Here is a 17,201-nt window from a genome sequence, read left to right on the forward strand (position 1 = left end):
CTGGCAACAGCTAAAAATAAAGGCTATTCCGTTTTAAGCGACAGCACGGGGTCTGAGAGGGCGGCACGCAAAGCCTTTACGCTTACGGTGGCCAGGGCTATGAGCAGGGTGGCGCCCCCGGCGGCTAAGAACACCCAATAGCTGAGGTCTATGCGGTAGGTAAAGCCTTTGAGCCACTGCTGCATGAAGTAGTAGGAAATAGGCACCGCAATGACAAAGGCCAGCAATACCAGCTTTACAAAGTCCCTGGCAAACAGGCCCACAATACTAGCCGAAGAGGCGCCCAGCACTTTGCGCACGCCCACCTCTTTGGTGCGTTGCGTCACCATAAAGGCAACCAGCCCATACAAGCCCAGGCAGCCTATGAGAATGGCAATCACAGAAAAGATTTTAAAAAGAGAGGCCTGCCGCTGTTCTTCCTTGTAAAACCGGGCAAGGGTGTCATCCAGGAACTCATAGGAAAAGACATCATCTGGGTAAGCCGTAGACCAAATTTTTTGCAAATGGGCAATGGCGGCTGGGGCATTCTTCTGCTCAATTTTGGCGGCAACCTGGAAGTAGAACTGACTAAAGGAACTCACGATCACGGGCTCTATTTTATCTCTGAGCGAACCCACATGGAAATCTTTGATCACGCCCACAATAGGGCCTTTCACGGTGCCTCCGTTCACGACTAAGCTCTTGCCCAGGACCTCTTGTGGCGTCTTAATACCCAGCTTGCGCAGAAAGGTCTCATTCACCAGAAATTCCCGCATGGTGTCACTGGAGGCATAGACCCGGCCGGCCACCAGCGGAATGTTGTAGGTTTTAAGGTAATGATCATCGGCTAACTTGAAATTGGCCCCAATACCGGAGTCTTTGGATAAATCATCATACCGGAAACCCATGGACACGGTAATGTTGGCGGAAGGCGGTGCCACGGCAAAGGAGGTGGATTTAATGGCCGAGTGGGCTTCCAGTTGGGGCCTTAACGCCATTAGGTCTTTGGCCCTACCGGTGGGCACCGGCATGATCACTATGGCCTCTTTGTCAAACCCCAGCGCGGCATTGTTGAAATACTCCATCTGGTTGTGCACTACAATGGTGCAGATGATCAAGACCTGGCAGATGGTAAACTGCAAGACCACCAGCGTGCGGCGCAAAGAAAGACCCGCTGTTTGGGCGGTGGCCACCCTACTTTTAAGCGCCGAGATTGGCTGGAAACCAGACAAGATTAGGGCGGGGTAAAAGCCCGAGCACAAAGTCACCACCACCAACACTACGGCCAAATACAGCAGCACGTCTGGGCTCTCAAAAATATGGAAGGCCATCTTCAGCTCTAGGAGCTGGTTCAGGGAGGGTAGCAACAGCTCAGTGAACATCACGGATAGTAACAGCGCGACCAACGTGATGAGGCCGGTCTCACTTAGAAACTGCACCATAAGTTGCTGCCGGCTTGCGCCCAGTACCTTGCGCATGCCTACTTCCTTGGCCCGCCGCAGCGCCTGCGCCGTGGCCAGGTTTACAAAGTTAATGCAAGCTACCAGCACCAGAAACAGGCCAATGAGCCCCAATGAGACCAAGGTGGTTTTGCTGATAGTTCTGTTGTTGAAGTTGCCATACCGGGCGTCATAGTGCATTTCCAGCAAAGGCTGTAATACCGCCCTTTCCTGGTTGCCCATAGTTTTGTCCCGGTATTGGCCAAGCAATTGCGTGAGGCGCTTCTCTGCCTGGCTTGCAGAGGCGCCGGGTGCCAGCGCCAGGTAAAGCTGCTGGTTGCTGTTTACGCTGTTCCAGCCTTCCGGCTGAAAGGCGCTGAGCTTTTTGAAAGACTCATAAGAGGCCAGCATGATAAACGGAAAATCTGTGTTGGAAGGCGCATCTGGAATCACGCCGGTCACCTTTAAATTGATGGTGTTGTTCATGCGCAATACTTTACCCACCGCTTCCTCCCCCGGGAAATACTTGGCCGCAATAGATTCTGTCAGGAGTACGGTATAAGGGTCTTTGAGGGCTTGGTGCACATTCACCCCGTTGGTGGGGAAGTCAAACAGATCAAAGAAGGCCGGCTCCACAAACAACACGGTCCGGTCCTCCCGGAACCGCTTTGGCGCCTGCTTCCCCTGGGAGGATGGAACTGTGAACGTGCCACCTTCCTCCTGAAAGACCTGGGTAGCCGGTTTCAATTCGGGCAGAGAGGCCTGTAAAACCGGCAGCAGCGGGAACGGGCTGCCCGGCGAATTGCTTACCCCGTCTGGGCCCTGCATCTCCATGGCAAAGCGGTAGATGCGGTTTGCCTTGCTATGAAAGGTGTCAAAGCTGGTCTCATACCTAATCACCAAAAACAAAAGCAGGCTACAGGTAATGCCCAGCGCCAGCCCTACTACATTTAAGGTAGTGTACCCCAGGTTTCGGCGCAGGGTGCGCACGGCCACTAACAGATAATTCTTGAACATAGCAGTAGAGGTTAGAGAATGGCCAGCTCTTTCACGTTCTCAGAGATGATCTGCCCGTCAAACAGGTTCACAATGCGGTGTGCATAGTCAGCGTCTGAGGGGGAGTGGGTCACCATGACAATGGTGGTGCCTTCTTCATTGAGCGTGCTCAGCAACTGCATCACCTCCTGGCCGTGGGCCGAGTCCAGGTTACCGGTGGGCTCATCTGCCAGCAGCAACCGGGGCTTGGCCACCACGGCCCGGGCAATGGCCACCCGCTGCTGCTGCCCTCCTGACAGCTGCTGCGGAAAGTGGTTGCGGCGGTGGGCAATCTGCATTTGCTCCAGCACCTGCTCCACGCGCTGCTTCCGCTCAGAGGCACCCACCTTCAGGTAAATAAGCGGCAGTTCCACGTTTTCATACACCGTGAGTTCATCAATGAGGTTGAAGCTCTGGAACACAAACCCCAGGTGCTCTTTGCGCAGGGTGGCCCGCTGCCGCTCACTAAACCTGGAGATCTCCTGCCCCATGAAATAGAAATCGCCGCCGGTGGGGTTGTCCAGAAGCCCAATGATGTTGAGCAACGTGGATTTCCCGCAGCCCGAAGGACCCATGATAGCCAAAAACTCACCGGGCTTCACGTGCAGGTTCACGTTGACCAGCGCCGTGGTCTCCACCTCATCAGTGGTATATTTTTTCTGAAGGTTGACTGTCTTTACCATGGCGTTATTATTAGTTGCTGATGGTTAATTGTTGGGTAGCAAGTATTAAGTAGCACGATTTAATATTCTTTTCTCTTTCGTTCCCTTTGCAGAGGGGTAGGAGAATGATGGCGTTTGCTGATTTCTCTTCTTCCATTCCTCCCGCAAGTTTAGCGATAGCGTAACTTGTGGTTTTTGTTATGGTCAGTTTATCAACTGACGTGAGTTTTTAAACTCACTTTATAAGCACCCACAAGTTACGCTATCGCTAAACTTGCGGGAGTACATCCATTTTAAAAACTCCAAAACCTGTTTTATAGCCGTTTTTCTAAAAACAGGCCCAAAACGGGATTACTTCAGTTCCAGTCTATCTGTGTTGTTGAAAGCGTCATAAGCAGAAATCACAACTTGCTCACCGGGTTTGAGGCCCTCCAGCACTTCATAGTACTCGGGGTTCTGCCGGCCTAAGGTTATGTTTCGTTTGGTGGCCTCTTTGCCGGCCTTATCCAGTACATAGGCCCAGGCGCCGCCAGTACTCTGGTAAAAACCGCCCCGGGGCAATAACACGGCCGGGGCCGGGTCAGAGAGTTGCAGGCGTATCTGCAGGGTTTGGCCGCGCCTTATTCCCGCGGGGGCTTTGCCAATAAACTTCATGTCTACCGGAAACTTGCCGTTGGTTACCTCGGCGTATACCAGTGAAATCTCCAGCGGGTAGTTTTGCCCGTTGTAAGAGAACGCACCCCGCTGGTCAGCAAAGACCCGGCTCACATAATGTTGGTCCAGTTCGGCCTTTACCTTAAAACCGCTCAGGTCATCTATCTGGCCAATTACCTGGCCTGCTTGCACGGGGGTACCCAACTCCACCTGAATAGAAGACAAGTGTCCAGAGATAGGGGCTCTAAGGTAGAGGTTGCTGAGGTTGTCCTGCATCATTTTGAGGTTGCGGTTGGTGCGGGCAATGGTGGTTTCCAATTGCGCTATCTGCTGGCGGGCATTGTTCTCCTCAAACCTTTGGCTTTCCTGCTCAATCTGGTACTCCGCTTTAAGGCGGTCATAGTCTCTTCTATAACTGAAGAACTCCTGCTGAGACACGGCCTTGGCTTCATATAAAGAGGTGTTGCGTTGGTACACGTCTTTGGCGGCGTCTAATTGGGCGGCCAGCGTTGCCAGTTTGCGCCGTAGGTTGAATTTGTTCTGCTGCAGGCTTAGCTTGGAATTCTGCAGGTTGTTGATGAGGTCGTTCATGAGCGTTTCCTGATTGAGGAAGTCCAGTACCAGCCGGTTGTTGGTTAGCTTGAGGATAAGGTCGCCCTTTTTGACGGGTTTGCCGCCCTCCAGGTATTTCGCTTCCACGGTGCCGCCTTCCACCGCCGGAATCACAATGGTTTTAATAGGGTGCACGGTGCCATCTACAGGAATGAACTCCTGAAAACTTCCTTGGGTCACAGTGGCCAGGGTTATTTTATCGCTCTCTACCCGCAGTCCAGAGCGGTACCCATCAAAAGCGAGGAGAAAGGCGGCTAGGGCGAGCAAACCCGCCGCTGCTCCATATCCCAGCGCCTTTCTAAGAGTCCAGCGTTTCTTTTCAATGACACGGTCCATGGTAGTAAACAGTTAGGCCTTGCTAGCTCCAATTGTTGTGCCATGGTTGTATATAGTTGATTAACAGTGATATAATAAAGTGGTAGGGTGGAAAGTGTTCACGGGCGGACAGTCCTTTGTCCGGGCCTGAACATAAGGAGGCACCTGAAGAAGGCAGTTATTTCTGTTTCTAAGCCGTTTTTCCCAAAACTGCCCTAAACCGGAAAAATGATGGGTTCTGGCGGTTTTGGCTTTCTATTCAGGCCAACACCGCCGGAGGTAAAATGAAGGAAAGAAAAATAAATCTGAAACTTTTATCAACTGATATATGTATATACAATAAATGTACATACATTTGTCTGTTCTCTCACCAGAACGACTATCCAAAGAGATTCTAAAACTACTTAAAAGCAAAAGATCATGGCAACTATCAAATGGGCAGTAGACCCAATGCACTCAGAAGTTCAGTTCAAAGTAAAGCACTTGATGATCACCACCGTGACGGGGTATTTCCAAAGTTTCAACGTAGAGGCGGAAACCCAGGATGAAACCTTCACCAGCGCCAGCAAGGTCACCTTCACCGCCGATGTAAACTCTATCAGCACCAACAACGAGCAACGTGACACGCACCTGAAATCAGCCGATTTCTTTGACGTAGACACGCATGGCCAAATCAAGTTTGAAGGCAGCAACTACGAGCATACAAGCGGAGAGGATTATCTGCTGCACGGTGACTTAACCATCAAAGGAGTGACTAAGCCAGTGACCGTGAAGGTAGAGTTTGGCGGTATTGTGGTAGACCCTTACGGTCAGACCAAGGCCGGCTTTACCGTGACCGGCAAGATTAGCCGCAAGGAGTTTGGCCTTACCTGGAACGCCGTCACCGAGGCCGGCAGCGTGGTGGTAAGCGACGAGATTAAACTGCAGGCTGAGATTCAGCTGGTAAAGCAAGCCTAATCCAGCGCTTCGTTTTGGGCCTGTTTTCTCAAAAACGGGCCCAAAACGGCAAAGCCGAATCACCTATCCCAAATACCAATCCGTACACCTAACCATATTCTTTACCGCACATGAAAACCGAGAGATTCAACCCCGCAGACAGAGGTGTCAAAGACTTGGGCTGGCTGAAAAGCAATTTCGTGTTCAGCTTCTCTTGCTACCATAATCCGGTACGGTCTGGGTTTGGGTTGTTGCGGGCCTTCAATGATGATTTTGTGCAGCCAGAGAACGGCTTTGGGCTGCACCCGCACGCCAACATGGAGATTATCTCTGTGATGCTGGCCGGTTCTATGAGCCACATTGACTCCCTGGGCTTTAAGGAAACAGTGCACCAGGATTGGGTGCAGATCATGAGTGCGGGCAGTGGCTTGCGCCACGAGGAACACAATGTGGGCGCAGACCAGGTAAACTTCCTGCAGATCTGGATTGAGCCCAAACTGCAGAACATCACGCCCCGCTACCAACGCCGTCATTTCCCGGAGGCAGAACGCAAAAACCAACTGGTTACTATTGTAAGTCAGGAGGAAGGCACGGGTCACTGCTGGATCAACCAAAACGCCAGGCTTTCTTTAGGGTACTTTGAGGCGGGTCAAAAGACTAGTTATTCCTTTAACCCCGTCAACAAGGCAGTCTTCCTCTTCAACATCAGCGGTACGCTGGAAGTGAACGGAGAACAGCTCACCAACCGCGAGGCTCTGGGCATCTGGGACACGAACCAGCTTGATTTTACTTTCACCCAGGAGAGCAGGTTTCTGCTCATAGAAACACCTATCAACCACTAAGCATTAACCACCACTATGGAAACTAAAATATTAGGCCTGCACCACATCACGGCCATCGCCGATAAGGCTAAAAAGAACCTTGACTTCTATACCAATATATTGGGCTTGCGTCTGCTTAAAAAGACCGTCAATTTTGATGACCCCGGTACCTACCATTTATACTACGGTGATGAGAAAGGCAGTGCGGGCACTATTCTTACTTTCTTCCCCTATGAAGGCTCCCGCCGCGGAAGCGCCGGTACCGGCATGGCCACCAACATTGGCTACTCGGTGCCCGAAGGCAGCTTTGACTTCTGGGTAAAGCGCTTTGAGGACCACAACGTCATCTATAACAAACCCTCAGAGAAATTCGGGGAGAAGTACCTCACGTTCCTGGACCCAGACGGCCTTAAACTGGAATTGGTCATCGCTAAAAACCAGGATAACCGCACGCCCTGGACTACAGACGAAGTGAGCGCCGAGGTAGCCACCAGAGGTTTCCACAGCGTGACCCTCACCTTGAAAGATATCAAGGCGACCGCCGCTATCCTGACGGATATCTTTGGCTACACCTTGCAGGAGAAAAGCGGTAACCGGTACCGTTACATTACTGATGCCGTAGAACACGCCGCCATCATTGACCTGGTGGAACTGCCCAATGAGGCCAGAGGCATTGGCGGAGCTGGCACCAATCACCACATTGCGTTCCGGGTGAAGGATGAAGCCACGTTAATGGAATTCCGGAAGAAAGTAGCGACCGCCGGCCATCAAATCACCGAGAAGATTGACCGCAACTACTTCTACTCGCTCTATTTCAGAGAGCCAGGCGGGGTGTTGTTTGAGATTGCCACGGATAACCCGGGCTTCGGGATTGACGAGGAATGGGACAAACTGGGCTCTAACCTGTTGTTGCCGCCGCAGTATGAACCGCGCCGCGCCGACATTGAAGCCGTGTTGCCTAAACTAGACTAACCCATAATGGAAGATTTCAAAATCACCCGCGTGTACGCAGACCAGAACGGAGACAGCCATTTTGAGGAGGTTTTCAAGCCCTTGCGGCACGCGGGTGATATTGGGTTTCTCTCTGAGGCCGAAGATGCAAAAACCATCAGCTTCCGGAAGGTAGTGCCCGGCTATGACTATGATTTCCATACGGCGCCCGCCCGGCAGTACATTTTTCTGCTGGACGGCCAGATTGAGATAGAAACTTCCTTAGGCGAGAAAAGGCAATTTGGGGCCGGGGAGATTCTGCTTGTGGAAGACACCACCGGCAAGGGCCATAAGACCAGAAACCTGTTGGCCCAGGTGCGGCACTCCATTTTTGTTACCTTACCGGAATAACTTTGGAGATCACTGGTCTTTTACCTGTATTCTACACCAACTATACCCATGAATTTAATAGTATTCTCTGGTAGTGCCCGCCCGCAGCGGCAATCTCATCAAGTAGCCCAAGAGGTAGTAAAACGCCTGCAAGACCAGGGCCACACCGTGCAGTTACTGGACGTGCGTGAACTCAATTTTCCTTTGTTGGAGAACACCTTCGCCAGTACGCCAGAGCCATCAGAAAAAATGACGCAGACCAGTGCCGCCATTGCGCAAAGTGACGGGCTTGTACTGGTGTCACCAGAGCACAACAGCAGTTATTCGGGTGCCCTCAAGAACACCCTGGACTATTTCTATCAGGAGTATTTCCATAAGCCCTTTGCGGTAGTAGGGGTTTCTTCGGGGATGCTGGGCGGCGTGAATGCGGCCAAGGACCTGCAGGAACTGTCAATCAAATTCAACGGCATTGTGCTGCCCAATTTCCTGCTCACCCCCAAGGTACAGAACTTGTTCCAGGACGGGCAATTGATAGATGAAGGCTACAGCGGTAGGCTAGACAAGTTTCTGGCAGATTTCCTGTGGCTGGCCAAGGCGTTGCAAACCGCCCATTCTTAACCTAGCTTTTAAACCTATGTATACCCACCAAAAAAACGTGATTACCGCCGGCCAACCCATCAGCGCAGACCGCAAGGCCCTGGTGATGGTGCACGGCAGAGGCGCCACCGCCCAAAGCATTCTGGAACTGGCCAATCATTTGCCGGTAAAAGACTTTGCCTTGCTGGCCCCGCAGGCTACGCAGCACACCTGGTACCCGTATGGGTTCATGGTGCCGGTAGAGCAAAACCAACCGGCCCTGGACTCTGCCCTGGAGCAATTAGACAACCTAGTCAACGATTTATTGGCGCAGGGCGTAAAAAGTGAGAACATCTTCCTGCTGGGCTTTTCACAGGGGGCCAGCCTGAGCTCTGAATTTGCGGCCCGGCATGCCAGACGCTACGGTGGCCTGCTGCTCTTTACCGGCGGCTTAATTGGCCAGCAACTGAACACCGCCAACTACCAGGGTGACTTTGCCGGCACGCCCGTGTTAATCACCACCGGTGACCATGACCCGCATGTACCTGTCAGCAGGGTAGAAGAAACTGCCGCCGTTCTGGAGAAAATGGGGGCCAAGGTTACCCAGAAAATCTACAAGGGCCGTCCGCATACCATTCTGCAGGAAGAGATAGACCTGGCCCGTGCCATTCTAAGCCATCAATAACCTTTGTCACCTATGGAGTTGACCATCACCAACAATGAAGCAGCGCAGCGCTTTGAAGCGGAAGTGGAAGGCCAGATGGCGCTCATTGAATACCGCCTGAAGCCTGGCGTCATGACCGTGCTCCACACTGAGGTACCCAAGGAACTGGAGGGGCGCGGCATTGCCGGAACCATGACCAAACACGTGCTGGACTACATTGCGGCAGAGAAACTACAGGTGGTGCCCCGGTGTCCCTATATGTCAGCCTATCTCAAAAAGCACCCGGAGTACCAGTACCTGGTCAAAGAAAAAAGCTGATCTGGCCGTATAAGAACTGCGGTACAGCTGCACTTTCAGAACGCGGTTGTCCTTCCACCTAGCCTACGTATGCCTATGCCTTTCCAGATTGATTTCAGAGGCGAGAAAGTGATTCCGGTGGAGCCGGGGCAAACGGTGTTGGAGGCGTCTTTGGCGGCAGGCATTCCGCATTACCACGCCTGCGGCGGAAAGGGGCAGTGTACTACCTGCCGGGTGCTGGTACTGCACGGCAAAGAACACCTGTCGCCGTTATCAAGCCATGAAAAAGCCATCAAAGCCGTGCGCAAGTTCCCGGATGATGTGCGGCTGGCCTGCCAAACGTTGGTGACCGGGCCCACGGTGCAAGTGCAGCGGCTCATCAAAGATGACACAGACCGCTATATCTTTATTAACGGCGATGAGGAAAGCAGTATCACCGAGGTGATGGGCGTGCGCCGCAAGCTGGCCTTGTTCTTCATTGACATCCGCAACTTTACCCCCTTCATTGAGTCACACCTTCCCTTTGACGTGATCCATATCATGCGCCGCATATTTACGCTGGTGCGCAATGCCTTAGAACACTACGGCGGGCAGATCATTGACACCGCCGGCGATGGGCTCTACGCCGTTTTCGGGCTGGACACCAAAATCAGGAAAGCCACTGAGGCCGCCGTGCTGGCAGGGATCAAGATATTGGAAGACATTAAGATTTTCAATAATACTTACATGCGGCCTTACTTTCACCATGCCTTTGAGGTAGGTATTGGCGTGCACGTGGGCAAAGTCATTTATGGGAACGTAGGCATCGGGTTAAACAACAACCTCACCGTTATGGGGTACCCCGTGAATGTGGCCGCCCGCTTGCAGGCCGCCACCAAAGAACTCAACAATAGCTTTATCATCTCTGAGAGAGCCTATAGCCTGCTAAAGAACCCGCCTTACGCCAAAGATGCCACCTACCTGCAGTTAAAAGGTGTAAGCAAACCCATGGAAATTAGGCTTATTGGCAAACCCTATGAATACCGCGTGGCCGCCTCACAATCCGCGTAAAGCCCCCGCTTTTTCTGCTTTCACGTTTTGAGGCCGTTTTCTGAAAAACAGGCTTAAAACACAAAAGTGACCTATAGCGTCGTTGCACGTAACGCCGTGATCCTGCGCAGCAAGATTGTTTCAAATCAAAGAAAAACTGCCTTTGCAAGGATTAAAGATTACAGCCTAGAAAGGTCTGTTCCTGCCCAACTGTAAGGCTTCTATTCTAAGCCTGTTTTTCGAAAAGCTGCCCTAAAACGCCCCCGTTGACAAAACCTTGTCTAGCAGAGGGGCTGGGAACGGACTGTCCGCCAGCGAACACTTTTTTGTTCAGCACCGGACACTTTCCTACCTCTGGATTTTGTAAATTCACCCTGCCAGCTGCTTTAAGGCCTTTCCGGGTATCTGGCATAGTTTAGGTGTATTGTTTGTGCAACCTCAACCCAAACCGCCGTGGAACAGACCTTAGGTAAAATCCTGATCATTGATGACAACGAAGACATTCTCTTCTCTGCCAAGATGCTCCTGAAAAAGTATGCCCAGCAGGTGATCATTGAAAAAGACCCGCGCAAGATCCCGTTTCTGCTCAACCAGGATACCTATGATCTGATTTTGCTGGACATGAACTTCATGGAAGACACCACCAGCGGCAATGAGGGATTCTACTGGCTCAAAGAGATTCTGGCCCGCGATCCTAACGCGGTGGTGATCATGATCACGGCCTTCGGTGATGTGGAAATGGCGGTGCGGGCTTTGAAAGAAGGGGCTACTGACTTTGTGCTCAAGCCCTGGCAGAACGAGAAACTAATTGCCACGCTCTCGGCGGCGTCTAAGCTCAAAACCTCCTACAAAGAAATCTCCAGCCTCAAGAAAGCCAACTCGGCGCTGGCCTCGCAGTTAAGCCAGGGCGTGAACCTGGTCACCGGCAAAAGCCCGGCCATGCAGCAATTGTTGCACCTCATGGGCCGCGTAGCCAAAACTGATGCCGATTTGCTGCTCCTGGGCGAGAACGGCACTGGTAAAGAAGTCATTGCCCGCAGCCTGCACCAGCAATCGGCGCGCGCCGACAAGGTTTTTATCTCCGTAGACATGGGTTCCCTCACCGAGACCCTGTTTGAAAGCGAACTCTTCGGGCATAAGAAAGGCGCCTTCACTGATGCCAAGGAAGACCGCATAGGTCGGTTTGAGATGGCCAACGGCGGCACCCTATTCTTAGATGAAATTGGCAACCTGTCCATGGCCATGCAAGCCAAGCTGCTTACCGTGCTGCAGCGCCGCGAGGTGATTAGGGTAGGCACCGGGCAGCCCATTCCCATTAACGTGCGCCTGATTTGCGCCACCAACATGCCACTGCAGCAGATGGTACAGCAGGGGAGGTTTAGGCAGGATTTGCTGTACCGCATCAATACCATAGAGCTGCACCTTCCGCCGCTGCGCGAGCGTCTGGAAGATCTGCCCTTGTTGGTAGACTACTTTTTGAAACGCTACGCCCAGAAATACAAACAGCCCGCCAAAACCGTATCTGCCGCAGCGTTGGAGCGCCTGCGCCGCTATGACTGGCCCGGAAACATACGGGAACTGGAGCACGTGCTGGAGCGGGCCTCCATCATCTCTGAGAACCAGGTGCTGCAGCCCCAGGACTTTTTCTTCCTGCAAACGCAGCAGAACACCCTGGCAGACGCGCAGACCCAGACCCATAACCTGGACGAGGTAGAGCGGGCCACGGTGGTCAAGGCCATGGGCAAGCATGACGGCAACATCTCCAAGGCCGCCAAAGAACTGGGCCTTTCCCGCGCCTCTCTGTACCGCAGGCTGGAGAAATATGGGCTTTAAGAATTTCAGGGGACAGGTGGTGGGGCGGGTGCTCCTGCTGCTGATCACAGTGTTTCTGTTTTTCCGGTTGGATTTCAACCCTGCCCTCCTCGCCACGCAGGTAGGGCTGGGCGTATTGATTGTGGTGCAGACCATTGCGCTAATCCTTTACATTGAACGCACCACTCAGCGCCTCATCAAATTCCTGAACACCATCAAGTACGATGATTTCTCAGAGGTTTTTTCCTCGCGCGGCGAGGGCAAAGTCTTTGACGAACTCTACGCGCGCTACAATGAAGTGATCAAGAAATTCCGGGACATCAGGGCCGAGAAGGAGGCTACTTTCCAGTACTTCCAGACGGTGGTGCAGCACATTGGTATTGGCATTCTCACCTTCAAGAAAACCGGCGAGGTGCAGCTCATCAATAACGCGGCCAAGCGTCTATTGCAAGTGCCTCACCTTACGCATCTGGATAATCTGCAGGCCCAGGCGCCCCAACTGCGGGAGCAGTTGCTGGCGTTGCCGGCCGGCCAGAGCGTGGTCCTGAAACTGAAGCACGGCAAGGAGCAGGTGCCGGTGTCCTTGTTCATGGTTGACCTGGTCATGCGCGGCGAGGATTTCCGGTTGGCCTCTATCCAGAACATCCAGCGGGAGCTGGAGGAAAAGGAGATGGAAGCCTGGCACAACCTTATACGCGTGCTCACCCATGAGATCATGAACTCCGTGACGCCCATCTCTTCCCTGGCCGGTAGCGTGGCCGCCGATATTGACGATTACCTGGAGGCGCAGCCCGGTGCGCAGATCCAACTGCCCCGTGAGGAAACCGAAGACCTGGGGCTTGCCTTAAAGACCATTGAGAAAAGAAGCCAAGGGCTAGTGAGGTTCGTGAATGATTTCCGGAGCCTGGCGCGGGTGCCGGTGCCCAAGAAACAACTGTTCACCGTGCAGGACATGTTCAAAGAACTGCAACTCCTGTTTCAGGAGGAACTAGCCTATGAGCAGATCAGTCTGGAGGTGCAGTGCCCACCCACCCTGCAAGTACTCGCCGACCGCCAGTTGCTGGAACAGGTTTTGATCAATCTCCTCAGAAACGCCATTCATGCCCTGGCAGATCAACCTGCCAAAACCCTGCAACTGGAGGCCTTTCCGGACCAGGACAGCCGGGTTGTCATGCAGGTGACCGACAATGGCAGCGGCATTGCCGAAGAAGCCCAGGAACAAATCTTTCTGCCTTTCTACACCACCAAACCCACTGGTACAGGCATTGGCTTGAGTTTGTCCAAGCAGATCATGCGCCTGCACAAGGGCACGCTCACGGTAAGTTCAGAGCTGGGCCACGGCACCACGTTCACCTTGCGTTTCTAGCCCGTTTTTTGAAAAACCCTTCTAAACCAAAGGCCTGCTTTCGGGTATTTTTCTCCTGTTACGGCAGTGGCGTCACTGGTAGGGAGCCCAAAGCCGGCAGTTTCCGTTTTAGGCTGTTTTGCTGAAAACGGGCTCAAAACGCTATTATCAATATTCTTTCTGGCGGCAGATTTCTATCTTACCCGGGTAATCTCTTCCTTGGCTCTGGTAAACGCTTCACTATGCCTTCTTTTTTCTTTACAGTACGCGGGAAAAGCGGGTGCCTGATCCTGCTACTCTTCTGTTGTTCCTGGCTTTCTGCTGGCAACGCCTTTGGCCAGGCGGCTGGCAGCGTGACCGGCACGGTGATAGATGCGCAATCCAAACAGCCGCTGGACTTTGCCACCGTATTCATCGCGCAGACCACCTATGGCACCAATACCGCTGAGAACGGCACCTTTAAATTGGCGGCGCTGCCCGCCGGAAGCCATGAGCTGGTGGTGTCCTTTCTGGGCTATGAATCCCTTTCGCATGCCTTTACCCTGCAGCCCGGGCAACAGCTGGCCTTCCGGTTTGAACTCACCCCCAAGGCCAACGCCTTGCAGGAGGTGGTGGTGCGGGTAGACCCCAATTGGAAAGGCAACTATGAGACCTTCTTCCAGAACTTTATAGGCCGTACCCCCAACGCCGCCGCTACAGAGATTGTAAACGCCAACGCCCTGCACTTCACCTTTGATGCCCAGGAAAGAACCCTTACCGCCGAGGCGGATGAGGAACTGGTCATTGAGAACAAGGCCCTGGGCTATCTGCTGTATTTCGGGCTGAAGGCCTTTGAGATGGATTTCAAGGACCACAAGGTATTCCATGCGGGCTATCCCCGGTTTGTGGAGATGAAACCTAAAAGTAAAGCGCAGCAGAAACGCTGGGCTGCGGCCCGCTTAAAAGCCTACCGGGGCTCCATGATGCACTTCGGGCGTGCCCTGTACACGCAGAACCTGGAGGCCGAAGGGTTTAACGTGCGCAAGCTGCGCCGCCTTCCCAACCCCAGCCGTCCACCCGAGGAAGAAATTCAGGCCGGTCTCAAACGGGCGAGGGCCAAGGCCAAAGGGATGGTAGTGACCTATAATAAGCCGGGCCAGCCCGAAGACAGCTTGAGTTACTGGCTGCGCATGTCCCGTCTGGATAAGCAGGTGGCCCAGTTGTTTACCGGCGCAGTGCCCTATGACCAACTTATTCAGAAAGACCCCTCCACAGGCCAGACCCGGCTACAGTTCTCAGATTTCCTGAACGTAGTGTACACCAAGGAGAAAGAAGAGGCAGGGTTTCTGAGCCAGAATACCTTCGGGGCGCGCCGCAACCCTACCTGGCAAACCTCTTTGCTTACCCTGTTAGAGCCCTATACCTTTCTGGAGCCCACCGGCATGATCCTGAACCCCTATTCCCACATGATTGAAGGCTACTGGGGCTGGGAAAAACTGGCCGAGATGTTGCCCTTGGATTATATGCCGGCAACCAGATAAAATTATTTTTTAAGTTTACTTTTCTTTTAACCATTTATAGGTATTGTTACTACTTGCTGTAAAGGTTAACTTTGGTTCTCATTTAGATTTAATCAATTCCTGGATTTTTAATTTTAAATCGATTAAATAAAGTTTTATATCTGAGCTTTAATCTACATCACAGATAAGCTGAAAATTGAATAGAGTAAGCAAAAATTAAATTAATTATGAAAAAATTATTCTTCTTATGCAGTTTTGTTGCTCTAGCGAATTTTGCATCAGCGCAAACAAACACGAGTACACGTTACCAGTCTGGATATGTTAAGCCTAGTACAGGTACATATGTTCAGCCGCATTATAAAACAGAGAAAAATAATACTAACCACGATAATTTTTCTACCAAAGGGAATTCAAACATTTATACAGGAAAAGAAGGCTCAGTAGCTAGAGATTATTCTACTGGTGCTAGCAACTATGGCGGTGGCAAAACAATTGAAACTGGTTCTCGAGGAGGACAATATTATATTAATAGCAATGGCAACAAAACTTATGTTCCCAAAACGAAAGGTTGGTAACAGGATTAGCATATAAATTTAGTTTCCAAATAAGGATTGAATTTTGGTATCTTGAAGACAGAGCTATAAAATGGATAGTTAATTTATCTTAGTTTAAATACCAGAATGGATTGCCTTTCACAAAAGAAGCCTTGCTCCAGAGCAAGGCTTCTTTTGTGAAAGGCGCCCCTAAAAAAGGGCTAGCGCCTTTGGTAACGGATTATCTAAACCGATTATGAAATCCTTTATATGCCTCTTGGGAATAAGCGTGTGCCTGTTGCTGGCCCAGGAAGCCGAGGGGCAACCCAACTCCTTTAACCACTGGCTCCAATATTCCGGTTCTTACTGGCTAAACCCCCAGTGGAACCTTACTGCCCATCTGCAATACCGCACCTATAAACCGGTCACCGATCTGCGTGCAACTTTTTCGGGCGCCGAAGCGCAGCATGTCTTCAAAGACTTGCCGGTGGCGGTAGCGGTCGGCTATACCCATCTTCTCAACCGCACCTACCTTACCCCCGAAGAGACAGCGTACACTCATGAAAACAGACTCTACCAGCAAATCACGGTCAAAGGACAGGTAGGAAGAGTGGCTCTTTCGCACCGGTACCAGGTAGAGGAACGGTGGCTGCCGCAGGGCTACCATACCCGACTGCGGTACCTGCTGGGGCTACGGGTGCCCCTAAAACCAGACGCCGATGGTAAATCGGCCTGGTACGGCATCCTGCGCAACGAGGTGCGCGTGATCATACGGGATCAGCCTTTTGACAGTAACCGGGTCTACGGCGGTCTGGGCTACGTGTTTAACAAGCACCTCACCTTGGAAGGCATGTGGCTGTCTCAGTTGGTGGGCATCGGCAAGCACCAGCACTTCAGCGTGTTCATCCTCAAACATGATTTTGGGAAGATGGAATAAGGGAACGATTTTCAGCGGGAAGCTACTGTATAGATCCAAAGCCCTCCGGTGGGGGTAGTTTCTGTTTTAAGCCCGTTTTTGGAAAAACAAGCCTAAAACGCCTAGGGGATAAAAGAAAAGCCCGTTGCTCAAAAAGAACAACGGGCTTTCACATTTTCGTCGGAATGGCAGGATTCGAACCTGTCACCACGGCCCCTTTTTTATGGGAATACGGCCTAATACGCTTGTTTTTGGGGTGTGTCGCCTACTGTCGCTGGCTTTTCAAGGTCTAACTGTCGCGAGTACTGTCGCAGAAATCAGCCCCTTGCCTGCAGGGAGGAAATGAATTGCTCCTGCATCTGGATGGTCTGGCTCTGGAGCTTCACCTGTTGCTCCAGATGGTTTTTCTCTGTGTGGCAGAGGTTTAGCTTATATTTCAAGTCTTCCATTTCCGCCTTGAACTCAGGAGTCGCCTCTGATGCGACTGACTGTCCGGCCGATGGTTTCCCAAAACCCATGGGGCCAGGCCGGTCTCTTGTGTCTCCCTTGAAGAAATCCCCAAAGCCCATATCCAATACCTGAAGGATACTTCCCAGTACTTCCGTGCTGATGTTCTGTGACTGGAATATCCTATAAACCTGCGCCTCAGATTTTCCGATCATCTCAGCGATACGGGCAGCTCTTATGTCCTTGTTATCAGCTATGTTCTTTAGTTTGTGGCCTATGTGCATCTCCATTTCTTAGCCTATTCTCAGGT

At 52.0% G+C, this 17,201-nt stretch carries 17 protein-coding genes; 13 read left to right on the forward strand and 4 right to left on the reverse strand.

The features are described 5' to 3' along the window. Positions 1-23 precede the first annotated feature (23 nt). The 3 genes from ACYVJQ_RS14605 to ACYVJQ_RS14615 form a co-directional block, all read right to left on the reverse strand. The gene (locus ACYVJQ_RS14605; RefSeq protein ID WP_460893842.1) at positions 24-2,435 is read right to left on the reverse strand and encodes an ABC transporter permease; all 2,412 of its coding nucleotides are present in this window, start codon (positions 2,433-2,435) and stop codon (positions 24-26) included. A gap of 11 nt (positions 2,436-2,446) precedes the next feature. Beyond that, positions 2,447-3,136, reverse strand: a complete 690-nt coding sequence (locus ACYVJQ_RS14610; protein WP_460893843.1) for an ABC transporter ATP-binding protein — start codon at positions 3,134-3,136, stop codon at positions 2,447-2,449. Between the two features lie 330 nt (positions 3,137-3,466). Then, positions 3,467-4,717: an efflux RND transporter periplasmic adaptor subunit gene (locus tag ACYVJQ_RS14615; RefSeq protein WP_460893844.1), complete on the reverse strand. Its 1,251-nt coding sequence runs from the start codon at positions 4,715-4,717 to the stop codon at positions 3,467-3,469. A 399-nt stretch (positions 4,718-5,116) separates the two neighbouring features. On the opposite strand from ACYVJQ_RS14615, the gene ACYVJQ_RS14620 reads away from it, so the two are divergent. The 13 genes from ACYVJQ_RS14620 to ACYVJQ_RS14680 all read left to right on the forward strand — a co-directional run bounded on the left by ACYVJQ_RS14620 (position 5,117) and on the right by ACYVJQ_RS14680 (position 16,465). Next, positions 5,117-5,653, forward strand: coding sequence for a YceI family protein (locus tag ACYVJQ_RS14620; RefSeq protein WP_460893845.1), 537 nt, complete (start codon positions 5,117-5,119; stop codon positions 5,651-5,653). Positions 5,654-5,763: 110 nt separating this feature from the next. After that, on the forward strand, positions 5,764-6,474 hold the full coding sequence (locus ACYVJQ_RS14625; protein WP_460893846.1) for a pirin family protein: 711 nt from the start codon (positions 5,764-5,766) through the stop codon (positions 6,472-6,474). Positions 6,475-6,489: 15 nt separating this feature from the next. Further along, a complete protein-coding gene (locus ACYVJQ_RS14630) occupies positions 6,490-7,425 on the forward strand; it encodes a ring-cleaving dioxygenase (protein ID WP_460893847.1) in 936 nt (311 codons plus the stop codon). A 6-nt stretch (positions 7,426-7,431) separates the two neighbouring features. Beyond that, entirely contained in the window at positions 7,432-7,794 is a 363-nt protein-coding gene (locus ACYVJQ_RS14635) for a cupin domain-containing protein (RefSeq protein ID WP_460893848.1), read from the forward strand. A 48-nt stretch (positions 7,795-7,842) separates the two neighbouring features. Further along, a complete protein-coding gene (locus tag ACYVJQ_RS14640) occupies positions 7,843-8,391 on the forward strand; it encodes an NADPH-dependent FMN reductase (RefSeq protein WP_460893849.1) in 549 nt (182 codons plus the stop codon). A 16-nt stretch (positions 8,392-8,407) separates the two neighbouring features. Then, the gene (locus ACYVJQ_RS14645; RefSeq protein WP_460893850.1) at positions 8,408-9,034 is read left to right on the forward strand and encodes an alpha/beta hydrolase; all 627 of its coding nucleotides are present in this window, start codon (positions 8,408-8,410) and stop codon (positions 9,032-9,034) included. Positions 9,035-9,046: 12 nt separating this feature from the next. Then, the gene (locus ACYVJQ_RS14650; protein WP_460893851.1) at positions 9,047-9,331 is read left to right on the forward strand and encodes a GNAT family N-acetyltransferase; all 285 of its coding nucleotides are present in this window, start codon (positions 9,047-9,049) and stop codon (positions 9,329-9,331) included. A 75-nt stretch (positions 9,332-9,406) separates the two neighbouring features. After that, complete coding sequence (locus tag ACYVJQ_RS14655) at positions 9,407-10,360, forward strand: adenylate/guanylate cyclase domain-containing protein (protein WP_460893852.1); 954 nt, start codon at positions 9,407-9,409, stop codon at positions 10,358-10,360. A 432-nt stretch (positions 10,361-10,792) separates the two neighbouring features. After that, a complete protein-coding gene (locus ACYVJQ_RS14660) occupies positions 10,793-12,172 on the forward strand; it encodes a sigma-54-dependent transcriptional regulator (RefSeq protein WP_460893853.1) in 1,380 nt (459 codons plus the stop codon). Further along, complete coding sequence (locus ACYVJQ_RS14665) at positions 12,162-13,517, forward strand: sensor histidine kinase (protein WP_460893854.1); 1,356 nt, start codon at positions 12,162-12,164, stop codon at positions 13,515-13,517. The genes ACYVJQ_RS14660 and ACYVJQ_RS14665 overlap by 11 nt, the downstream gene beginning before the upstream one ends. A 221-nt stretch (positions 13,518-13,738) precedes the next feature. Then, positions 13,739-15,016: a carboxypeptidase-like regulatory domain-containing protein gene (locus ACYVJQ_RS14670; protein ID WP_460893855.1), complete on the forward strand. Its 1,278-nt coding sequence runs from the start codon at positions 13,739-13,741 to the stop codon at positions 15,014-15,016. A gap of 206 nt (positions 15,017-15,222) precedes the next feature. Then, the gene (locus tag ACYVJQ_RS14675; protein ID WP_460893856.1) at positions 15,223-15,570 is read left to right on the forward strand and encodes a hypothetical protein; all 348 of its coding nucleotides are present in this window, start codon (positions 15,223-15,225) and stop codon (positions 15,568-15,570) included. Between the two features lie 214 nt (positions 15,571-15,784). Further along, the gene (locus ACYVJQ_RS14680) at positions 15,785-16,465 is read left to right on the forward strand and encodes a DUF2490 domain-containing protein (protein ID WP_460893857.1); all 681 of its coding nucleotides are present in this window, start codon (positions 15,785-15,787) and stop codon (positions 16,463-16,465) included. 296 nt (positions 16,466-16,761) lie between these two features. On the opposite strand, the gene ACYVJQ_RS14685 is transcribed toward ACYVJQ_RS14680, so the two are convergent. Then, positions 16,762-17,181, reverse strand: coding sequence for a helix-turn-helix domain-containing protein (locus tag ACYVJQ_RS14685; protein ID WP_460893858.1), 420 nt, complete (start codon positions 17,179-17,181; stop codon positions 16,762-16,764). Between the last annotated feature and the right edge of the window lie 20 nt (positions 17,182-17,201).

The sequence above is a fragment of the Rufibacter soli genome, from assembly GCF_054781795.1.

Coding starts and splice junctions, on each gene's coding strand:
- ACYVJQ_RS14665 (WP_460893854.1), top strand. CDS start 12,162: ATGGGCTTTAAGAATTTCAGGGGACAGGTGGTGGGGCGGGTGCTCCTG.
- ACYVJQ_RS14635 (WP_460893848.1), top strand. CDS start 7,432: ATGGAAGATTTCAAAATCACCCGCGTGTACGCAGACCAGAACGGAGAC.
- ACYVJQ_RS14620 (WP_460893845.1), top strand. CDS start 5,117: ATGGCAACTATCAAATGGGCAGTAGACCCAATGCACTCAGAAGTTCAG.
- ACYVJQ_RS14675 (WP_460893856.1), top strand. CDS start 15,223: ATGAAAAAATTATTCTTCTTATGCAGTTTTGTTGCTCTAGCGAATTTT.
- ACYVJQ_RS14655 (WP_460893852.1), top strand. CDS start 9,407: ATGCCTTTCCAGATTGATTTCAGAGGCGAGAAAGTGATTCCGGTGGAG.
- ACYVJQ_RS14685 (WP_460893858.1), bottom strand. CDS start 17,181: ATGGAGATGCACATAGGCCACAAACTAAAGAACATAGCTGATAACAAG.
- ACYVJQ_RS14610 (WP_460893843.1), bottom strand. CDS start 3,136: ATGGTAAAGACAGTCAACCTTCAGAAAAAATATACCACTGATGAGGTG.
- ACYVJQ_RS14625 (WP_460893846.1), top strand. CDS start 5,764: ATGAAAACCGAGAGATTCAACCCCGCAGACAGAGGTGTCAAAGACTTG.
- ACYVJQ_RS14680 (WP_460893857.1), top strand. CDS start 15,785: ATGAAATCCTTTATATGCCTCTTGGGAATAAGCGTGTGCCTGTTGCTG.
- ACYVJQ_RS14605 (WP_460893842.1), bottom strand. CDS start 2,435: ATGTTCAAGAATTATCTGTTAGTGGCCGTGCGCACCCTGCGCCGAAAC.
- ACYVJQ_RS14650 (WP_460893851.1), top strand. CDS start 9,047: ATGGAGTTGACCATCACCAACAATGAAGCAGCGCAGCGCTTTGAAGCG.
- ACYVJQ_RS14645 (WP_460893850.1), top strand. CDS start 8,408: ATGTATACCCACCAAAAAAACGTGATTACCGCCGGCCAACCCATCAGC.
- ACYVJQ_RS14640 (WP_460893849.1), top strand. CDS start 7,843: ATGAATTTAATAGTATTCTCTGGTAGTGCCCGCCCGCAGCGGCAATCT.
- ACYVJQ_RS14630 (WP_460893847.1), top strand. CDS start 6,490: ATGGAAACTAAAATATTAGGCCTGCACCACATCACGGCCATCGCCGAT.
- ACYVJQ_RS14670 (WP_460893855.1), top strand. CDS start 13,739: ATGCCTTCTTTTTTCTTTACAGTACGCGGGAAAAGCGGGTGCCTGATC.
- ACYVJQ_RS14615 (WP_460893844.1), bottom strand. CDS start 4,717: ATGGACCGTGTCATTGAAAAGAAACGCTGGACTCTTAGAAAGGCGCTG.